13 protein-coding genes and 1 pseudogene are annotated in these 20,672 nt (G+C 39.8%); 6 read left to right on the top strand and 8 right to left on the bottom strand.

Annotated elements, in window-relative coordinates; translation table 11 throughout:
• Nucleotides 1–17 precede the first annotated feature (17 nt).
• Together PX700_RS07405 and PX700_RS07400 are read right to left on the bottom strand one after the other, a co-directional pair.
• Nucleotides 18–2,569 (bottom strand): annotated as a pseudogene (locus tag PX700_RS07405) (glycoside hydrolase family 3 protein).
• Nucleotides 2,569–3,843 (bottom strand): sugar MFS transporter, encoded by a 1,275-nt coding sequence (locus tag PX700_RS07400; RefSeq protein WP_479520368.1) that lies wholly within the window; start codon nucleotides 3,841–3,843, stop codon nucleotides 2,569–2,571. The pseudogene PX700_RS07405 and the gene PX700_RS07400 overlap by 1 nt, the downstream one beginning before the upstream one ends.
• 258 nt (nucleotides 3,844–4,101) lie before the next feature.
• Here PX700_RS07400 and PX700_RS07395 point away from each other — a divergent pair, with 258 nt between their 5' ends.
• The 3 genes from PX700_RS07395 to PX700_RS07385 are packed head-to-tail and all read left to right on the top strand — an operon-like array spanning nucleotide 4,102 to nucleotide 7,840.
• Nucleotides 4,102–5,430, top strand: coding sequence for a GH1 family beta-glucosidase (locus PX700_RS07395; protein WP_479520367.1), 1,329 nt, complete (start codon nucleotides 4,102–4,104; stop codon nucleotides 5,428–5,430).
• Between the two features lie 59 nt (nucleotides 5,431–5,489).
• Nucleotides 5,490–6,812: a glycoside-pentoside-hexuronide (GPH):cation symporter gene (locus PX700_RS07390; protein ID WP_479520366.1), complete on the top strand. Its 1,323-nt coding sequence runs from the start codon at nucleotides 5,490–5,492 to the stop codon at nucleotides 6,810–6,812.
• Nucleotides 6,813–6,835: 23 nt separating this feature from the next.
• Nucleotides 6,836–7,840, top strand: coding sequence for a LacI family DNA-binding transcriptional regulator (locus PX700_RS07385; RefSeq protein ID WP_479520365.1), 1,005 nt, complete (start codon nucleotides 6,836–6,838; stop codon nucleotides 7,838–7,840).
• A 239-nt stretch (nucleotides 7,841–8,079) separates the two neighbouring features.
• Here the strand turns inward: PX700_RS07385 and PX700_RS07380 are convergent, their stop codons facing one another.
• Entirely contained in the window at nucleotides 8,080–8,748 is a 669-nt protein-coding gene (locus tag PX700_RS07380; RefSeq protein WP_415635892.1) for a DUF2987 domain-containing protein, read from the bottom strand.
• The gene (locus tag PX700_RS07375; RefSeq protein WP_479520364.1) at nucleotides 8,741–9,547 is read right to left on the bottom strand and encodes a glucosaminidase domain-containing protein; all 807 of its coding nucleotides are present in this window, start codon (nucleotides 9,545–9,547) and stop codon (nucleotides 8,741–8,743) included. Before PX700_RS07375 ends, PX700_RS07380 begins: the two co-directional genes overlap by 8 nt.
• A gap of 248 nt (nucleotides 9,548–9,795) precedes the next feature.
• Between PX700_RS07375 and PX700_RS07370 the strand changes: the two genes are divergently transcribed.
• The gene (locus tag PX700_RS07370; protein WP_479520363.1) at nucleotides 9,796–11,088 is read left to right on the top strand and encodes an anti-phage deoxyguanosine triphosphatase; all 1,293 of its coding nucleotides are present in this window, start codon (nucleotides 9,796–9,798) and stop codon (nucleotides 11,086–11,088) included.
• Nucleotides 11,089–11,389: 301 nt separating this feature from the next.
• On the opposite strand, the gene PX700_RS07365 is transcribed toward PX700_RS07370, so the two are convergent.
• Nucleotides 11,390–13,546: a prolyl oligopeptidase family serine peptidase gene (locus PX700_RS07365; RefSeq protein WP_479520362.1), complete on the bottom strand. Its 2,157-nt coding sequence runs from the start codon at nucleotides 13,544–13,546 to the stop codon at nucleotides 11,390–11,392.
• Nucleotides 13,547–13,710: 164 nt separating this feature from the next.
• On the opposite strand from PX700_RS07365, the gene PX700_RS07360 reads away from it, so the two are divergent.
• On the top strand, nucleotides 13,711–14,025 hold the full coding sequence (locus PX700_RS07360) for an Mpo1-like protein (RefSeq protein WP_479520361.1): 315 nt from the start codon (nucleotides 13,711–13,713) through the stop codon (nucleotides 14,023–14,025).
• A gap of 506 nt (nucleotides 14,026–14,531) precedes the next feature.
• The gene (locus PX700_RS07355) at nucleotides 14,532–17,099 is read left to right on the top strand and encodes a TonB-dependent receptor plug domain-containing protein (RefSeq protein WP_479520360.1); all 2,568 of its coding nucleotides are present in this window, start codon (nucleotides 14,532–14,534) and stop codon (nucleotides 17,097–17,099) included.
• Between the two features lie 79 nt (nucleotides 17,100–17,178).
• On the opposite strand, the gene PX700_RS07350 is transcribed toward PX700_RS07355, so the two are convergent.
• The 3 genes from PX700_RS07350 to PX700_RS07340 form a co-directional block, all read right to left on the bottom strand.
• Nucleotides 17,179–18,237 carry a branched-chain amino acid aminotransferase gene (locus PX700_RS07350; protein WP_479520359.1) on the bottom strand — a complete coding sequence of 353 codons (1,059 nt, stop codon included), beginning with the start codon at nucleotides 18,235–18,237 and terminating at the stop codon, nucleotides 17,179–17,181.
• Between the two features lie 134 nt (nucleotides 18,238–18,371).
• Nucleotides 18,372–19,424, bottom strand: a complete 1,053-nt coding sequence (locus PX700_RS07345) for a fatty acid desaturase family protein (RefSeq protein WP_479520358.1) — start codon at nucleotides 19,422–19,424, stop codon at nucleotides 18,372–18,374.
• Nucleotides 19,421–20,464 (bottom strand): flavin reductase family protein, encoded by a 1,044-nt coding sequence (locus tag PX700_RS07340; RefSeq protein WP_479520413.1) that lies wholly within the window; start codon nucleotides 20,462–20,464, stop codon nucleotides 19,421–19,423. Before PX700_RS07340 ends, PX700_RS07345 begins: the two co-directional genes overlap by 4 nt.
• Nucleotides 20,465–20,672: the final 208 nt, after the last annotated feature.

Below are 20,672 nucleotides of genomic sequence, written 5' to 3'. Positions count from 1 at the left end.
ACAATAGAGTTAATAAACTACTTACAAGAGAGTGTAGCCTCATCTGCTGTATTTGGCACAAACTGAATATTAGCCACAGAAATTGATGCTTTACCATTGCTGCGTAAGCTAAATGGGCTTGTTAGGTTTGCAAAATTAACACCCTTATCAGCAAAACACCCTAAATCGATTGATACTGACTGCCATTTATTCTCAATAGTTTTGTCTACCACTGTAGCTAAATCAATACTTGCACCACACTCACCAGAACAAGTCATAGCAAGTGCTACCTTGCTAGTTAGTGCTTCGTTTAATTTAATATCAAAGCTAATTACACTATCGGCTTCAACGTAAGCAATAGTATCTTCGGCGAAGCTTGTGACTATTTCAGCACTGGCTTTTTGTGCACCACTAAAGTTAAATTGACGAGCGTCTTCTTGTACTGTTTTGTCCTCAGTTCGGTATTTAATTGCACCAAATTCATGAGTACTACTCGATACATCTAAAAGCTCATTACCCGACTTTAGTAATAAACGCCATGGCGCCACAGGAGCACCAACAAGTATGTCCATAGTCGTAAGCGCTGAGTTATCAAGTTTTGAATCTTCATCAAGGTCGTCAGCTAAACGTTTTTATCGCCGTACGTTAAACCAAAGCCATAAGGAAGTAATGGGTCGTAATTTTCATCGCCTTTATTAACCGCAGTTTGTACCGCTGATTTAGGCCAAGAAAACGATAATTTACCTTTAAAGTTATTTTGAATGGTTCCGTCTGCCGCTTTTAATAAAACATCAGCAATACCTGCGCCTTCAGTACCTGGCAACCATGCAGCTACAAACGCGTCAGATGCGTTAAGTTCGCTGTTAACCCACATAGGTCGACCTGATATAAACACTGATACAACAGGAATACCTTGCTCTTTTAACGAGCTTAAAAGTGCTAATGACTTTTTATTGCCGCGTTCAAACTCAAGGTTATCTCTATCACCGTGCCCTTCTGCATAGGGTTCTTCTCCAAATACAACAATGGCAACATCAGGACGTTGCTCAAACGTGCCATCAGCGCTTAAAGTAACACTTCCTCCTGCAGTAGAGATTTGCTCTTCAAGCCCTTTATATATCGAAGTAGCACCAGGGAAGTCAGCATTTTTGTTATTAGTCCCCTGCCACGTAATACTCCAACCACCCGACTGCTTGCCAATATTATCAGCTCCATCACCTGCAACAAGCACACGTTGATTAGCTGCGATAGGCAATAGGTTGTTTTTATTTTTAAGCAATACAAGTGATTCACGCACAGCTTGGCGCGCAACTTCGCGGTGTTCTTGCGCCCCAATCAGCTCTGTTTTACCTGAATAAAGACGCTCAGCAGGGCTTGGTTTATCAAATAAACCAGCGCGCAGTTTTACACGTAGTATTCTGCTCACTGCATCGTCAATACGCGACATACTAATTTCGCCCGACTTAACTTGCGCAATTGTATTGTTATATAGAGGTTTCCAGGCACCTGTTGGCACCATAAAAATATCAAGACCTGCATTAACAGCTTGTGCACAACTTTCGTTAGTACAGCCTTCAATTTGGCCATGACCATTCCAGTCACCAACAACAAATCCATCAAAACCCATACGTGTTTTTAATACGTCAGTAAGTAAGTATTTATTTCCATGATTTTTAACACCATTCCAACTATTAAACGATGCCATAACCGATTGGCTACCTGCTGATAAACCACCTACATAACCTTGTGCATGAATATCAAATAGCGATTGTTCACTGTCTATGTTGTTACCCTGATCGTCACCGTCAACCGTTCCGCCATCGCCAATAAAATGCTTAACAGTACTAATTACACGCTTATCACTTAAAAAGTCGCCATCGGCTTTACCTTGCAAGCCATTTACTATAGCTGCTGAGTAATCGTGTACAATCTTTGGATCCTCTGAATAACCTTCATACGTTCTGCCCCAGCGATCGTCGCGCACTACCGCAACTGTAGGTGCAAATACCCAATCAATACCCGTAGCCATTACTTCTACTGCAGTTATAGATGCTATTTTCTCGATTAAATCAGGGTTATTAGCCGCACCTAAACCAATGTTATGCGGAAACAACGTCGCACCAATTACGTTATTATGGCCATGTACGGCATCGGTGCCCCACATAGTTGGAATTTTACTGCCATCAACTGAATCATCGACAGAAGCTTGATAAAAGCTCTCAGCTAAGGCTACCCAGTCCATTGGTGTTGCGTGTTTGTCGCCATTAGGGAATGCTCCACCGCCATTAAGATATGAACCAAAGCCATATTTACGCATGTCTTCAGCGGTAATATCACGAATTTCTGGCTGAATCATTTGAGCAACCTTTTGCTCAAGTGTCATGGCTTTTAAATAGTTAACTATTTTAGCTTCAATATCGGCATCTTTTTTAACAGCAATATTAAGCTTTGGCCAAATTTGCGCTGTTTTAGATAACGTTTCATTACTTTCAACCGATGTCACAGCGTCGTTTGAACAAGCCGATAAACTACCTACTGATGCAATTAATGTTGCTAAGGCTATTTTATTAAGTGTAAAAGGGGTTTTCATTATAAAGCCTCCTGTGCTTGAACTGGTTTGCTACCGCTTAAACCATAAAACACGATAAATATGTAACATAAAATAGGTAAAACATACGAAAGTTGAACACCCACACTATCAGCAAGTGCACCTTGTAAAAGTGGCACTATTGCACCACCTACAATCGCCAAACACAAAATACCAGAGCCTTGAGCGGTATGCTTGCCAAGTCCATTTAGCGCTAAACTAAAAATAGTGGGGAACATAATAGAATTGAATAAACCAACCAATAGTATTGACCACATTGCTAATTGACCCGACGTGCTCATAGCAATAACGACTAAGATAATAGCCATGGTTGCGTTAAAGCCAAGTACTTTACCAGCGGGTAATTTTTGCATTACAGCAGCACCAATAAAACGCCCAACCATAGCACCACCAAAATAATAAGTGATGTAATGAGCTGCAACATGCTCTTTTAGTCCTGCAATATGTTCTTGCGCTAAAAAACTTACTAAAAAGCTACCAATTGCCACTTCTGCGCCAACATACATAAATATACCCACAGCACCTAATGTTAGGTGACGGTATTGCCATGCACTGCCCTCAATAGTGTCTGAGTTTTTAGCTGCTTCTTTTTGCTCGCTCATAATGTCTGGAAGCTTAAGCCATGCAAAAATACCTGCTAATACAATTAACATTGCAGCAAGCAGTAAATAAGGGAGTTGAACTGATTCGGCATTTTGCGCCGGTGTTAAAAAGGCATCAGACGCTGAGTCCAGAATTAACAGAGCACCAAAAGACGGAGCAACCGTAGTACCTAGCGCATTAAAAGCTTGAGTAAGCGTTAAACGAGACGACGCAGTTTTTGCAGAACCCAATAAACTAACGTAAGGGTTAGCCGAAACTTGAAGTATAGTGATACCGCTTGCTAGCACAAAAAGTGCAAACAAAAACACAGGGTAATTATGCATTGCCGCTGCGGGGTAAAATAATACACACCCTACTGCCGCAATTAAAAGCCCAACCACGATTCCTTTTTTATAACCAAGCTTTTTAACAATGTATCCACTAGGCAGTGACATTAAAAAGTAAGCACCAAAAAAGCAAAACTGCACAAGCATTGCTTGTACATACGTTAAATCGAAAACCGCTTTTAAATGCGGAATCAAAATATCATTTAAGCAGGTAATAAAACCCCACATAAAAAATAGTGAAGTTAAAGATGTAAGTGCAAAACCATAGTTTTTATCTTGGTGGTTTTGCGACTGTGTGTGTGATGTCAGTGGTGCTGAACTAGCCATGTGCTCTCCGCAATTTATTATTATAAATTGATCTTCAGTAAGTAATTAATACAACCCCCGCTAAGGCGCAGTATTTAAGAGTTGACCTGAAGATTAATTAACATTAACCTTAAAATGTAAGCGCTTTCACGGCTAATTAAATACGAACATGTTACATATTTCAACAACTTTTATTTTTAATAATGTTTTGTACCCGCTGAAAGACAGTAAAAATAAGCGCTAAGCGTGCAATTAAGTTCTCAAAAAGGTTTGTAACCAATGACAAAAATATCATTACCATTTAATTCACCTCTAGTAACAAAAGACTTTGTTTATGGTGTAGCTACAGCATCATTTCAGATAGAGGGCGGTTATGAGCATCGCTTACCGTGTATTTGGGATACCTTTTGTAATACTCCAGGTAAAATTGCTGACAATTCAAATGGTCATGTTGCCTGCGATCATTACAACAATTGGCAGCAAGACATAGATTTAATAGAGTCTCTTGGTGTAGATGCTTACAGGCTTTCAATTTCGTGGCCTCGCGTGATGACTCAAGACGGAAAGTTAAATCCTGTAGGCGTTAAATTTTATACCAACATACTGGATGAGCTAAAACGAAAAAATATAAAAGCCTTTGTTACGCTTTATCATTGGGATTTACCTCAACACCTTGAAGATAACGGCGGCTGGCTTAACAGACAAACAGCTTATGCATTTGAGCAATATGTTGAGCTAATTACAAATGCATTTGGAAATCGAGTGTATTCGTACGCTACATTGAACGAACCGTTTTGCAGCGCATTTTTGGGTTACGAAATCGGTATACATGCCCCAGGCTTAGTCGGCAAGCAGTACGGTAAAAAAGCTGCACATCATTTATTACTCGCTCATGGCCTGGCTATGAATGTTCTAAATAAAACATCGCCTGATACTCAAAATGGCATTGTGCTTAACTTTACCCCGGCCTACCCGCTTACAAATTCCCAAGAAGATATTGATTGTGCCAAATACGCTGATGACTATTTAAATCAGTGGTACATGAAACCAATAATGGATGGTAAATATCCCGATATAATTAACCAATTACCAAGCGATCATTTACCTGACATACACCCAGGTGATATGGAATTAATTTCGCAACCAATCGATTACCTAGGCATAAACTTTTATACACGCCAAGTTTATAAAGCGCACCCAACAGATATTTATGAGCCTATAGCACCAGCAGGTCCATTAACAGATATGGGATGGGAGATTTACCCGCAATCGTTTACCGACTTGCTCGTATCGCTTAATAAAACATACACACTACCGCCAATATATATAACCGAAAATGGCGCAGCCATGCCCGATACATATAATAATGGCGAAGTTAACGACTTAGATCGTTTAAGTTATTATAATACCCACTTAAACGCGGTTCATGATGCAGTTGAACAAGGCGTTATTATTCATGGTTACTTTGCTTGGAGCTTAATGGATAACTTTGAATGGGCAGAAGGCTACTTAAAACGTTTTGGTATTGTGTATGTTGACTATAAAACGCAGCAACGCACTATTAAAAATAGTGGCTTAGCTTATAAAGAACTCATCTCTAAAAGATAAGTCTAAAAAATAAGAGCATACCCACAACTAAAAACAAGTATAAAGCGGGATAAACAATCATGGTCAGTGTAAAAGAAAAAATAGCGTATGGCTTAGGCGACACCGCTAGTAATATTATTTTTCAAACAGTTATGATGTTTTTAATGCTGTACTACACAGACGTAGTGGGTTTATCGCCTGCTGTTGTAGGTACTATGTTTTTAGCAGTGCGTGTTTTTGATGCCGTAACCGACCCATTAATGGGTAACCTTGCTGATAAAACACATACGCGCTGGGGGCACTTTCGCCCCTATTTACTGTGGCTTGCCCTTCCCTTTGCCATTATTAGTATTTTAGCGTTCACTACGCCCGATTTAGAGGGCACCGATAAAATAATTTATGCTTTTACTACTTACACACTGCTTATGGTGGCTTACACCGCTATCAATATTCCTTATTGTGCACTGGGTGGTGTACTTACAAGCGACGTAAAAGAGCGCGTGACCATTCAGTCTTACCGGTTTGTATTTGGTATGTTGGGCGGTGTTATTGTAGCGGGTTGTACTATGCCTATGGTTGAGTATTTTGGCCAAGGCGATGCAGCCAAAGGCTATCAATACACAATGACCGCAATGAGTATTTTAGGCCTTGTACTGTTTTTACTTTGTTTTTTAGGCACAAAAGAGCGTATACAACAGCCTAAGGAGCAAAATATTCCTTTTGCCCAAAGTGTTAAAGCATTAATTAAAAACGATCAATGGCGAACACTTTGCTTAGCTGCATTCTTTTTACTTACCGGGCAAGTATTAAGACTTACGCTTGCTGTTTACTACGTAAAGTACTATTTAGGTCGAGACGATTTAATCACCCTCTTTATGACCCTAGGCGTTGCAGCCAGCATGCTGGGTTGTGCTTTAGCTCAGCCTCTTGCTAAGCGTTTTTGTAAAATAAAAGCCTATATAAGCTTACAAGTTATTGCCGCCGCTATTTGTGGTTTTAGTTACTTTATTAGTAAAGACTCTTTAATACTGGCATTTGCAGCCTTTATTTTATGGAAGTTCTTTTTAGATATGGCAACGCCTTTATTATGGGCAAAAATGGCCGACACCATAGATTACGGGCATGAAAAAACAGGTGTACGCATTACCGGTTTGGTTTATTCAGGTGTCATATTTTTTATTAAAATGGGCGTAGCAGTAGGCGGCGCAATTGCAGGTTGGTTGTTATCTTTTTACAGTTATCAGGCCGATGTAGTACAAACTCTTGATACTCAACACGGTATTTTACTTTCATTTACTGTGTTACCTGCTTTTGGATCTTTATTTGTTGCCTACATAATGAAAAAATATACACTGACTAATCAGGTTGTTGAAAATATTCAATCTAAACTAACAACTAGTTAAGGATAAGCGAGTGAACAAATAACATGGCAACAATTTATCAAGTCTCAGAGCTTGCGGGCGTATCGTTAGCCACCGTTTCTCGCGTGATGAACAAAAATACCCGTGTAAGCGATAAAACCAAACAAAAAGTGCTTGATGCCATGGAGCAGCTTGGCTACAAGCCTAACTCAATAGCGCAATCTTTAGCCTCTAACTGTACTAACAGTGTCGGTATTTTAGTATCTGAGTTACATGGTCCTTTCTTTGCCCAAATGATGGCAGGTATTGAGTCAGAACTGCGTGCAGCAGGTAAACACGTTATTATTACCACCGGCCACAGTGAAGAAGACAAAGAACAAGAAGGCATTGAATTTTTAATTAGCAGACGCTGCGATGCTATTATTTTGCATGTAGAAGCCGTTTCAGACGACTACCTAATAAAACTAAGTAAAGGCTCTACGCCCGTTTATTTAATGAGCCGTTACGTAGAACAATTAAAAGATAACTGTATCAGTCTAGATAATCAATTAGGCGGCTACCTAGCTACTAAATCGATATTAAATCAAGGCCATACACAAATAGCGTACATTGCAGGCCCGCAGTTTAAAGCCGATGCATTTAACCGCTTAGAAGGTCACAAACAAGCGCTTACAGAGGCTGGTGTTAAATTTGATCCTACGCTTTTTTATATTGGCGACTTTAACGAAACCGGCGGTAGTAAAGGCTTAAAACATTTTATTGATGAAAAGCTCAGCTTTACCGCACTGGTATGCGCCAATGACGAAATGGCCTCCGGTGCCATGAAGTATGCACGAGAGCACGGTTATAACTTACCAATTGATTTATCGATTGTTGGATTTGATAACGTTATTTTTGCAAACTACCTATACCCTACACTCACGACCATAGATAATCCGGTCGGGAAAATGGGCGAAATGGCTGCTAAATTAGTACTTAAAGACGTATATCAAAATAAAAGCCTCGTTATAAATCGGTTTTTTGAACCCACTTTAATGCAGCGCGATTCATCAGCACCGCTTATTAAATAAAAACAAGTACTGAACCTGGTACAAAAAAAGCGGCTACATGCCGCTTTTTATATGTAAGCTACTTAGCTAAACGCTGATTATACCAATCTGCTTATATATGGGGTCTATTTAACGTTAAGAAAATTACGCTAGAACTAGGCAAAAGTTTTTGTATCTAGTTGTTCTAAATAAAAAATTTTTAACGACGTTATAGTGCAATTTAATTCGTTAAATTGATCAAAGATTTATGCAGGTTGGTATTACTTAACAATCCAAGGCGTTACTTTAATAACGTGAGATATATCGCCAAGCACTGCGCTATCGTCTTCCCAGCTATCTTCAACTGCAAAATAACATACTGACTTTTCACACGTTATGCTTTTATCATCAAATTGCATTGGGCTTTTAAATGTAACTGCTACGCCCTTTTGCTCTGGTAATAAAAACCACATTAACTTGCTTACAAAAAAGCCAGACAAATCAGTTAACAACTCATCAAGTTCTTCGTTAATGGTATATAACGACTGCTTTGAAAATGCTAAACCTTCAAGTTCGTTTGCTTCTATTTGTAACTTTAATTGGCAATCGTGTACAGGGTTTTGCGGCTCTACTACAATGACCGCTTTATCGGTATCAAGCTGCTTATCGAACGGCAATAGTAATTGTGCTTTATCGGTAAAGTTAAGTGGATACTCGTTTCTTTCGGTTAAAATAGTACCGCTTTTAATCGCACACGTTTCATTTGTACCAATATCACTAATGTAAAAGTTAACGCGGGCATATTGAAAATCGCCTTTATTAACCACTTTTAAGCGATCGTAAAAGCCGTCATACGACATTACAAACTCTCTCGCATTTACATTAAATGCAGTTATGCTCAGTAGCAGTAACGACACTGCGTTAGTACAATTTAAAATCCGTTTATTCATCAAAGTAGGCTCTATTTTGGTTAATCATAGTGTTTAGCTCTTCTATATACGCTTCACCGCGCTCAGAGTAAGACATTAAACCTTGTGTAAGTTCAGTCGCTAAAATTGGTTTTTGCTCAAGACGTAAGTTTTCACGTATTGCGCGCAAATCTTTATAAGCCGGGTGCGTATTTATATTTTTAAAGTAAGAATTTATAGCTGCTCTTACCGATTTAAACGCAGCAACTTCGTGTACAGCCCCGGTATTACGGCGTTTTGGCACCATGCCACAACCTTTTGTGTAACACCACTGTCCAAAAAAGTTAAGGCCAATACGTGCAAACCGCGATGTACCCCACGCAGATTCATTTGCAGCTTGCATAAGCGCTAATTCTTTAGGAATTATATCAACACGGCGCAGTGCTTGTGTAAGTATTAGGGTATTAATTGTGGTTGGTAAGCCGTATGACTTTAATATTACTGCAATATCTTTACTTTGCTTTTTTTCTAAAGACAAATCGTTTTGTAGCATCATGCGTGCTATTTCGAGCTTAGCGCGCTGCTGTAATATTTTTTTATTTTCGGCTTCAACGTGCGGACGAATAAAACTAAAAAATGCATGTTTTTTTTCTTTTACATCACTAAATTCTGAAAACTTTGGCAGTTTTACATTATGTAATGGTTTTTCTTTTTTCTTCACTTTTGTTAGTTGCTCTGACGCTTGCTCATCCTGATCAACGTCGTCACTTTGCATAAACGGATACGCAAGCGCCCATACGAAAAACACGGTTAGTAAAAGTTTAAAAATCGTTTTTAACATGTATTCTCTCTTTGAAACAACAACTATGCATGGTTTATACACAAGCATACGAAGGCGCATTATACCTAAGCCACTTTATAAACGCGAATAACTGGGGTTTGATGACCTTTTACGGTTGAATTTTCAGCAGTGTATTTGAATTTTAGATAAAACAGAGCCTATGTAGTGCATTTGTTCATTCGCAATTTATAAGTCCATGGGTATACTGAGCAAAGTTTAATAATATTAACTATGTGTGAGTAAGCAGTATGGATAAACAATGGCAAAGCCGAATAATAGAGCAATATAAACATCGTCCTAACGATAACCGCTCACCGTGGCAGGTAGATCGTTCGCGTATTATTCATGCCGCAGCGTTTAGGCGTTTGCAAGCTAAGACCCAAATTATGGGCATTGGTTTAAACGACTTTTACCGCACTCGCCTTACACATTCTCTAGAAGTATCGCAAATTGGTACCGGTATATTGCGCCATTTAAAAGCGCAACATAGCGACTTTACACATTTTCCATCAACGGGACTGCTTGAAACACTCTGTTTAGCGCACGATATTGGCCATCCGCCTTTTGGTCATGGTGGTGAAATAGCGCTAAATTACATGATGCGCGATCATGGTGGTTTTGAAGGTAACGCACAAACACTGCGCATAGTTGCAAAACTAGAGCCATACAGTAATGGCCACGGAATGAACCTTACTCGCCGTACTTTACTAGGCTTTATAAAATACCCTGCGTTTATTAACACGCTTTGGCATACCATTCCCGATGCAACAACAGGCCGTGCATTTATTAAAGCTGATGATTGGCGCCCAGCTAAAGGCTTATACAACGACGATGCAGCCATATTCAATTGGATAGTAGAACCACTAAGTCAAAACGATAAAGCGCTGCTTGGCAACCACGCAGCAATTGATAAATACCGTGCTAAAACAACCTATAAGTCACTCGACAGCGCCATTATGGAACATGCCGACGATATAGCATACGCGGTACACGACTTAGAAGATGCCATTGCAACCCACGTACTCACATTAGACGATTGGCAAACTCATGCTCTGCCTCATTTAAAAGCACTTAACTTTGACTGGTTAAACACCATGCTTGAATCGCTCACTCAGCGTTTGTTTTCAAAAAATGACTTTGAGCGAAAAGATGCCATAGGTGAGCTGGTTAATACCTTTATTATTCATATACATTTGGATATTCAAAATGATGCCTTTGAATGCCCTATTTTAAAGTACACCGCTAAATTAGATGCCCAATACGACAGTGTATTGCAAATACTTAAGCATTTTGTGTTTCAACGTTTAATACGTGACCCCGAAATGCAGCAAATAGAGTTTAAAGGCCAAAATTTACTAATAGAGTTATTTACAGCATTTGCGAGCGATCCGCTGCGTTTATTGCCCGAAACCACACAAGCACAATACATCGAAGCGCAAAAGCAAAACCAAGGGATGCGTATTATTTGTGACTATTTGAGCGGCATGACCGACGAATACGCCTATAAAACGTATCAACGATTGTTTTCACCTATGCAATAATACCAACCTGCATAAATCTTTGATCAATTTAACGAATTAAATTTCACTATAACGTCGTTAAAAATTTTTTATTTACGACTGCATGGATGCAGGAGGTAGAGCAATGCAGGGAGCAATTGCCGAGAACAACTAGATACAAAAATTTTTGCCTAGTTCTAGCGTAATTTTCTTAACGTTAAATAGACCCCATATATAAGCAGATTGGTATAACTAACTAGCAAACATTAAAAAGGCCGAGTAAATTAAATTTACTCGGCCTTTTTGCTCAGCTATTAAAGTTAGCTATTTTGTTAAAGCGCTTTTATAAAGACTCTACGCCCATGTTGTATAGCGTAAAACCAAATATATCAGCGTACTGCTCAATTGTTTTACTTGTTGGAGTACCCGCGCCATGCCCCGCATTAGTTTCTATGCGAATAAGCGTTGGATTATTACCCGTTTGCTTTGCTTGAAGCTCAGCTGCAAACTTAAACGAATGCGAAGGGACAACACGGTCATCATGATCGCCGGTTGTAATCATAGTCGCTGGATATTCAACACCTGCTTTTACATTATGAAGTGGTGAGTAACCTTTGATGTATTCAAACATTTCTTTACTTTGCTCACTGGTGCCGTAGTCGTATGCCCAGCCAGCGCCCGCAGTAAATGTATGGTAGCGCAACATATCAAGTACACCTACAGCAGGTAGAGCAACTTGAAATAAGTCAGGACGCTGCGTCATTACGGCGCCAACCAATAAGCCACCATTAGAGCCACCGCGAAGTGCTAAGCGTTTTTTAGAGGTGTACTTTTTATCTTTTAAGTACTCAGCCGCCGCAATAAAGTCGTCAAACACATTTTGCTTTTGCAATTTAGTGCCGGCATTGTGCCAGTCTTTACCGTATTCACCGCCACCGCGAATATTAGCAACGGCGTACACACCACCTTGCTCAAGCCATACTGCATTAACGGGGCTAAAGCTTGGCGTTAAACTAATATTAAAACCACCGTAACCGTATAAAATAGTAGGGTTTGAACCATCAAGCTTAATGCCTGTTTTATAGGTAATTACCATCGGTATTTTAGTGCCGTCTTTTGATGTGTAAAACACCTGCTCAGACGTGTAATCATCGCTATTAAAATCAATAGCCGACTTACGATAAACACCCGATTCACCCGTAGTTACATCAAACGTATAAGTAGTACCTGGTGTTTTGTAGTTAGTGAACGAATAATAAAGCGTTGTTTGATCTTTTTTACCACCAAAACCACGTGCAGTACCCACGCCTGGCAATGTAATTTCGCGAATTAGCTCGCCTTTTTTGTTGTACTGTTTTACCTGCGAAATCGCGTCAACCATGTAGTTGGCAAAAAAGGTATCGCCGCCTTTTGTAAGATTTAGTACGTTTTTGGTTTCGGGAATTAAATCTTCCCAATTTTCAGGGCTTGGGTTACTTGCATCAACCGTTACGACTTTTTTATTTGGCGCATTAAGGTTAGTAACTAAAAACAGCTTGCTGCCTTCGTTATCAATCACTGTTGTATCTGAATCGGTATTTCCAACAACCGTTACAAATTCACTGTTTTGCTTTGTTAAGTCTTTTATAAACAGCTTATTGCCTGAGGTAGATGTACTTGCCGAAATAAGTAAGTAATGGCCATCATGTGTTACATCAGCGCCAACATAGCGATGTTTTTGCGCATCAGTTTCACCAAATACAACACTATCAGCAGATTGAGCAGTACCTAGCTTATGGTAATACGCTTTATGCTGATCTGTTTTAGCCGAAAGCTCACTGCCTTTAGGTTTGTCGTAACTTGAATAATAAAAACCTTCGTTGCCTAGCCACTCTATGCCGCTAAATTTAACGTCAACAAGCGCTTCTTCAACAGGTTCTTTAGTGTGTGCATCAATCACTATAATTTTACGCCAGTCGCTACCACCTTCAGATATTTGATACGCGAGCAATGAGCCATCTTTTGAAAACGATAAGCCCGACATAGACGTCGTGCCATCGTCACTAAATTTGTTTGGATCTAAAAATACTTCAACGTCGCCGCCATCTTTACTGCGGTACAAAACATATTGATTTTGCAGGCCATCGTTTTTATAAAAATAGGTATAATCGCCTTCAGTAAAAGGAGCGCCTATCTTTTCGTAATTCATTAATTTTTCAAGGCGCTGTTTTAACTTATCGCGATAAGGTATTTGTTCTAAATAAGAAAACGTTAAATTGTTTTGCGTTTTAACCCAATCGGCAGTTTCGCTACTCATATCATCTTCAAGCCAACGATATGGGTCGCTAACGGCCTCTTCAAAATAGGTGTCTACGACATCGCCTTTTTTTGTTTCTGGGTATATAACTGCGTTAACTTGCTTCATAGGTGCTTTTACTTCTTCTTGAGTTACCGTATTAGTTGGCTCTGAACAGCCGCTAAGCGCTACAATTACAGCACACGCTAGAGTATGTTTAAACATCCTGAGTTCCATTCTTATTTATTAATAGTGCGCCTAAGTTATTAACTTTTAGCCCTTTTGTCTATTTAGATGCGTTAAGCACCATTTATCGCTGTAAACAAATGTAAACTTACGCTTTAATAGCACAGCCCTCATTAAAATAAAAAACAATAAAAGAGCACACAATGCAAAATACAAACCCCACATTTAAAAGCTTTAAAGCCTTCTACCCGTATTATTTAAAAGAGCATCGCAACGTGATTTGCCGCCGCTTACATTTTATAGGAAGTACACTTGTTCTTGCTGTAATCGCAATAGCATTAATAAAACAACAATACAGTCTATTGTGGCTATTACCTGTTATTGGATATGGGTTTGCGTGGGTCGGGCATTTCTTTTTTGAAAAAAACCGCCCAGCTACTTTTAAACACCCTTTTTACAGTTTGTGGGGAGATTGGGTAATGTTTAAAGATATGCTTGTTGGAAAAATTAAATTTTAATTCTCTTTTTAACACTATTTTTTATACCAATTACTTATAAAAACAAAATTGCTTCATGTTTTAAAGTATAGGTTCTAATAAACAGGACATAAAATATAAAACGCCCATCAAATGTTAATTTAATTAACATTTAATGGGTGGCTCTATCTTTTTCTTTTTTAGTAATACTTGTAACTTAATACCCACCTAGTCACAGCCCAATAGAAACGCCTTCATACTCGTAATTAGTTAAAACCATCAATCTCATCTTACCAGTTAATTAAACGTTAAATTTAACTTTTAAATATAATTCATTACCCATCAATTACTTAGCAATCACCTTCGCTATATAACCAAAACAATGATCATTATAAAAAACAACCAAATGTAATTATAAAAACCCTTAAATTAATTGAATGTTATTCAATTGACTGGCTTTGTTAATTAAGTATATGTTCAAGGTAACAAAAAGGTTTGAGCTTTTTGTATAAAACTAAAATAATTCAATGGGTATGGGGAAATACAGCATGAATAGAAAACCGTTATTTAAATTACAGCAATCGGTGCCACAAATATTACTCGCTATGAGCGCATCAGCTGCACTACTTGGTTCGCTCTCAGTAAATGCTGCAGAGCAAGACACCAAAGCAGAAGAAAACATCGAACAAATAAGCGTAATTGGCTCTCGCCGATTAGGCCGTACAGTAGAAGATAGCGCAGTACCAATCGATATAATTAGCGCCGACGCACTTAAAAGCTCAGGTTTTACTGAAACGAATGCCCTGCTTAGCAATTTATTACCAAGCTTTAACTTCCCGCAAGCATCCCTTACCGACGGTAGCGACCATGTACGCCCCGCTCAACTTCGTGGTTTAGCACCCGATCACACCTTGGTACTTGTTAATGGTAAGCGTCGCCACAGCAATGCATTAATTAACTTAAATGGCTCAACGGGTCGTGGTTCATCATCAGTTGATTTGAATGCAATTCCTGCAAATGCTATCGACCGCATTGAAGTATTACGTGATGGTGCAGCAGCCCAATATGGCTCTGACGCTATAGCTGGTGTTATTAATATTGTACTTAAAAGTGCAAGTAGCGGTGGCTCAGTTGCGGCTATTTATGGTGCTAACGTAACTGAAATGGATGGTGTACCACAGCTAAAATCAGTATCTGAAGGCAGTGATGGTAATTTAGCCTTTACCGAAGGAGGCGATCGTTCATTAACCGACGGTCAAACTTTAACGCTACAAGGTAATATGGGTTTTGAACTCGGCGATAATGGCTTTTTAAACATTTCGACCGAATACCGCGACCGCAACTCTACAAACCGTTCAGACTACGACCAACGCGAAAACTACGCTCGATTAGAGGATGGCTCACTCGACCCTCGTGAACTCACAGTAAACCGTTACAATCATAACTTTGGTAATGGTGATGTAGAAGATTTCTCTGTTTTTTATAACTCAGCTCTACAACTCACTACCGATGCTGAACTCTATTCATTTGGTTCTTATTCTAAACGTGAAGGTGAAGGCGGCGGCTTTTATCGTCGTGCAAGCGACAGCCGAAACATAGAAGAAGTTTATCCTGATGGCTTTTTACCTGTTATCACATCAGATATAGATGACTTTTCACTGGCACTTGGCGCTAAAGGTTTTGTAAGTGAATGGAATTACGATGTATCGGCCGTATATGGTCAAGATGCATTTGAATTTGGTGTTATAAATAGCTTAAATACATCATACGGCCCGACTAGCCAAACAAGCTTTGATGCCGGAACACTTACCTACGATCAGCTTACTTTAAACGTAGATTTTAATCGCGAAGTAGACGTCAGCTTTTTAGAAAGCTCGGTAAGTGTCGCTGTAGGTGCTGAGTATCGCCGCGAAGGATACCAAATAGATGCAGGCGAAGAAGCTTCATACGCACAAGGCACATTTGGCCCTGGTGGCGTGGTTACTGGTGAGGATGGCCCATTTGGCGCTGCCGGCGCACAAGTATTTCCAGGCTTTACCCCAGAATCTGAGGGCGACAACAGCCGCCACAATGTTAGCTTTTACATAGATTTAGAAACTTACCTCACAGATGATTGGAACATAGCTGTTGCAGCGCGTTACGAGGATTACTCTGATTTTGGCGATACGCTCAATGGTAAAATTGCAACGCGATATTCGCTCACTGAAGATTTAGCCATTCGTGCATCGGCATCGACAGGTTTTAGAGCACCTTCTTTACAGCAGCAATACTTTACCTCAGTGGCCACTGTATTTGTTGATGGCGAACCAACCGAAACAGGTACGTTTGCACCAGGCAGTGATGTAGCAAAAGCACTGGGCTCACCGGGTCTTGATGCAGAGGAAGCAACAAACTACGGCGTTGGTTTTACATGGTCTACCGACTTTAATTTCAGCTTATCGGTTGATTACTACCAAATATTAATTGATGACCGCATTGTGCTATCAAACAACTTATCGGGCGCTGCAATTGCCGATTTACTTCAAGGCACTGGCGCTAACCAAGGTCGTTTCTTCTTAAACGCAATTGACAGTAAAACACGTGGTGTAGATGTGGTTGCCTCTTATAACGTAGCAACCGACGGTTACGGCGATTTAGCCTTTAACCTAGGTTATAACTACGGCAAAAATGAAGTAACCAATATCATCGACCCACCAGCAGAGCTACAAGGTGCAGGATTCGATCAAGACAACTTGTTTTCAGGCACTGAGCTGCGTCGCTTTGAAGTAAGTACACCGCGTAATAAATACAATTTAAGCGCCACATGGACTAACGACGACATACGTACAACGCTTAGAACTACGCGTTACGGCGAAACTCAAGATCCATCATCAACCGCAGAGCTTAATGAAGTACTAAAACCAAAATGGATAACCGACCTAGACGTCGCCTACTCGCTTACCGAAAACGTATCGCTGAGCGTAGGTGCAAATAACATTTTTGATGTTTACCCAGATGCAACCCGTGAAAATGTTGACGATTTAACAACGTTCTCACGTTTATTTGCTTATTCTAGCTTCTCACCATATGGATTTAACGGACGCTACGTGTACGGCAAAATAGAAATGACATTTTAAGCACCAAACATGGCACAAAGCATTAAAAATACAAAAGCCACCTAATCGGTGGCTTTTTAATGCGAGCTGGTAAAATCAATTAGATTTTAGTTAACCAGCCGTGCTTGTCTTCACTTTTACCCCATTGAATATCGTTCAATGCTTGGCGAAGGCGCGCAGTCGTTGGGCCTGGCTCACCAGTACCTACTTTATATTCTTTATCGTTATGAATAAACGTACCCACAGCAGTCAGTACAGCTGCAGTGCCAGAAAGCGCCGCTTCAGTACCTGGTTTAGCAGCACGCTCTAGTAGCTCGGTCACTGTAAAGTTACGCTCGCTTACCGTCATACCTAAATCTTTTGCAATGGTTAAAATACTGTTGCGTGTAACACCGTGTAAAAAGGTGCTATCGAGTGCTTTAGTAATAATCTCGTTGCCATCAATAAGTATAAAGTTAGCAGCACCGGTTTCTTGTACGTCGCCACCTGGACAAAATAAAATTTGATCAGCTTGATACTTAGTACGCGCAGCACTAATCGGTGCTAGAGCACTGGCGTAGTTACCACCACTTTTTACCATTCCCATGTGCGGAGCGCAGCGCATGCCATCTTCTTCAAGCAGTACACGCAGTGCAGTTGCACCACCGGCAAAGTAATCACCTACTGGCGATAGTAACGTGTATAAAAGCGAGCTCATTGATGGCGCTGCCGCTTTACCAATTGCAGCCTCAGTACCAATATGCGTTGGGCGAATATACATAGAACCCGGCGGTAATGGCGTTTCATCTGCGTATTCACGCATAATATCGATAATCATCGTTTTTAGCATATCGCTGTCAAAACTCGGTAAGCTTAATAGCGCTGAGCTTTGTTGCATGCGTGCAATGTTTGCATCCATTCTAAAAAGATAAACAGAACCATCTTCATGGCGAAAGGCTTTTAAGCCTTCAAAACATGTACTTGAATAATGAAGAACGTGCGCACCAGCATGAAGTTCAAGTTTATCGGAAGGGACAATTGAGCTTTCGCTCCATTTATTATCAGAAAAACGAGCTTGAATCATCTCCGGCATAAACACGGTACCAAATGCGGCCATTTTAATCTCTCTTGTGTGGTCTATTTTCCTCCATTGTATGACAATAACCCGCCATTTAACCATAGCTAAAGTAAGGCTTTTTTAATTAACTATGAGAATTTTTTGCAAGTGCTGTTTACTAATCAACCGCATTGGGTGCTATAAACAAAAAAATCGACCTATGCTGTTATATAGATCGATTTTTTAAAACAAATAATTTATTTAAACGAATATTTAATAATACGTTTTAATACCGACGTATACTGTCTAAAAAAGCCACCTGTATGATAATCAATACCGTGTTTTTTCAAAACAGCTTGTACTTGAGGCGCTACTTCTTGATAGCGCGAAGACGGCATATCAGGAAATAAGTGATGCTCTATTTGGCAGCTCAAATGCCCTGTTAAAACATGAAACCAATGCGGCCCTTTAATATTAGACGAGCCCAGTACTTGGCGATAATACCACTGCCCTTGGGTTTCGTTTACGCAGTCTTCTTGTTTAAATGTTTGCGTTTCTTCAGTAAAGTGACCACAAAATATTATGGTCGATGTCCATAAATTACGGATTAAATTTGCAACCAAGTTACCCGCCAATACCCATAAAAATAAAGGCCCTGCAAGTAACGGAAATATCACATAATCTTTAATTAACTGGCGAGCGCCTTTACTAAAAAAACGTTGTTTTAAAGTAGCGTGAGATACAAGCCCTTCACGGTTTTCTTTCTTTTTACCAATAAAAACACGTTCTGCAGCTAACTCGTGATACGACACGCCCCACTGAAATAACACACTTAAATTAATATACGTAAAAAACTGCCATACATTTTTAAAGCGCCATTTAAAATCATCGCTTAAACGCAACAAGCCATAACCAAAGTCTCTGTCTTTACCAATAATATTAGTATATGTATGGTGCTCAAAGTTATGAACGCGGTGCCAACTTTGCCCGTCGCACGCAATGTCCCACTCATAGTGTTGTGAGTTAAGTTGCTTGTCGTTCATCCAATCGTATTGACCATGCATTACATTGTGGCCAATTTCCATATTGTCTAAAATTTTAGCAAGCGCTAATAACAACACGCCTGCAACCCATACTAATGGTTGAATAAAACCAAGCATTAGCAAAATTCGCCCACTCCATTCACACACTCGCTGTTTGCGCACAACAGAGCGGATATAGTCAGCATCTTGTTGACCTACTTTGCCAAGGGTGTCCATTTTAATGGCATCTAACTCGTTTGCGAGCATGTCATAGTTAATGTTTTTCATAATTGTAACTCCAAATCACTAACAGGTTGGCTTACGCAAAGTTGTATTAACTGCTCGCCGTTGTCGCTCAATTCACCTGTTTTTAAATTACGTACCACGCCTGACTTTTTAATACATTGGCATTGATGGCAAATACCAATGCCGCAACCGCGTTTAACGGGTAGCTTTTTTTCTTCAAACTGAGTCAGTAAAACATCGTTGCCCGATACAACATGAGCTCTGGCGTTAATTTTTACATTAAATTGGCTATCATCACTCAAGCTAGGTAGTGCTAAACCAAAGGCTTCTTGGTAGTAATTTAGCTTATGCGATTTAGCAAAATCGCTCACCGTTTGCATAAATGCAGCAGGGCCGCAGCAGTAAATGTCTGGGTTTTCCCACGGCTTAATATTGCTGGTTATATCGCTTGCTTGCTCGCGCGTTAATAATAAAAACGAAAAATGCTCAAATTGCGCCGCAAACTCACTCAGTTCATCAACACATTGATGCTCAGTGGCTTTTGCGTAATACACCAACGACACTTTTTGCGTAGTTTGGCTTAAGTAATCATCAAGCATAGCCAGCATAGGTGTTATACCCGACCCACCGGCAACAAAAGTAGCTGGTGTATGTGTGTTTTTAAATACAAAATCGCCGTTTGCCGCAGAAATATTGCACCACAAACCCGCTTTTAATGCGCTGCTGAGTAAGCCTGTAAAGCGCCCTTGCGCATTTGTTTTGATTAGTAAGCGCACCAAACCTGTATTTTTAAATTGCTGAGCGCTTGAAGCCACGGTAAAAACGCGTGTTAATAATCGCCCATTAATTTCAACCGTTAAACTTATATGCTGCCCTGACGTATGTGCCTGCCAATATTTACTTGGCTTAAGTTGCACACTTAAAAAGCCGCCATCAAGCACCGTCGTATTAACTACTTGCGCTCTAAACTGCCCTGCACGCCATGCAGGTTTAAACACCTGCATTATTGGCTCTATGTAGCCTGCAAAACTTTGATGGTGTAAAAACCATTTTGAAAATTGGTTTAATACTTTAATTATCATCACTATTAATCTCTTGGATCGTAAAATACTTAACGTTTGAACTTACAGGTGTACGCTCAAACTTCAGCGCACAAGTGTACGCTCAAATTTTAAGTTTTCAACCCTAATAGAGTAATTATTCAATTTTTTATTAGCGCTAATTGCTAAAACAATTTTCTGTTAAAAGGCCATCGTATAAAAATATAAGTGTGTGTTTTTCATTCAACTC

The sequence above is a fragment of the Pseudoalteromonas sp. TP27 genome (genome assembly GCF_056470645.1).
This window is presented reverse-complemented; position numbering and strand designations above follow the sequence as displayed.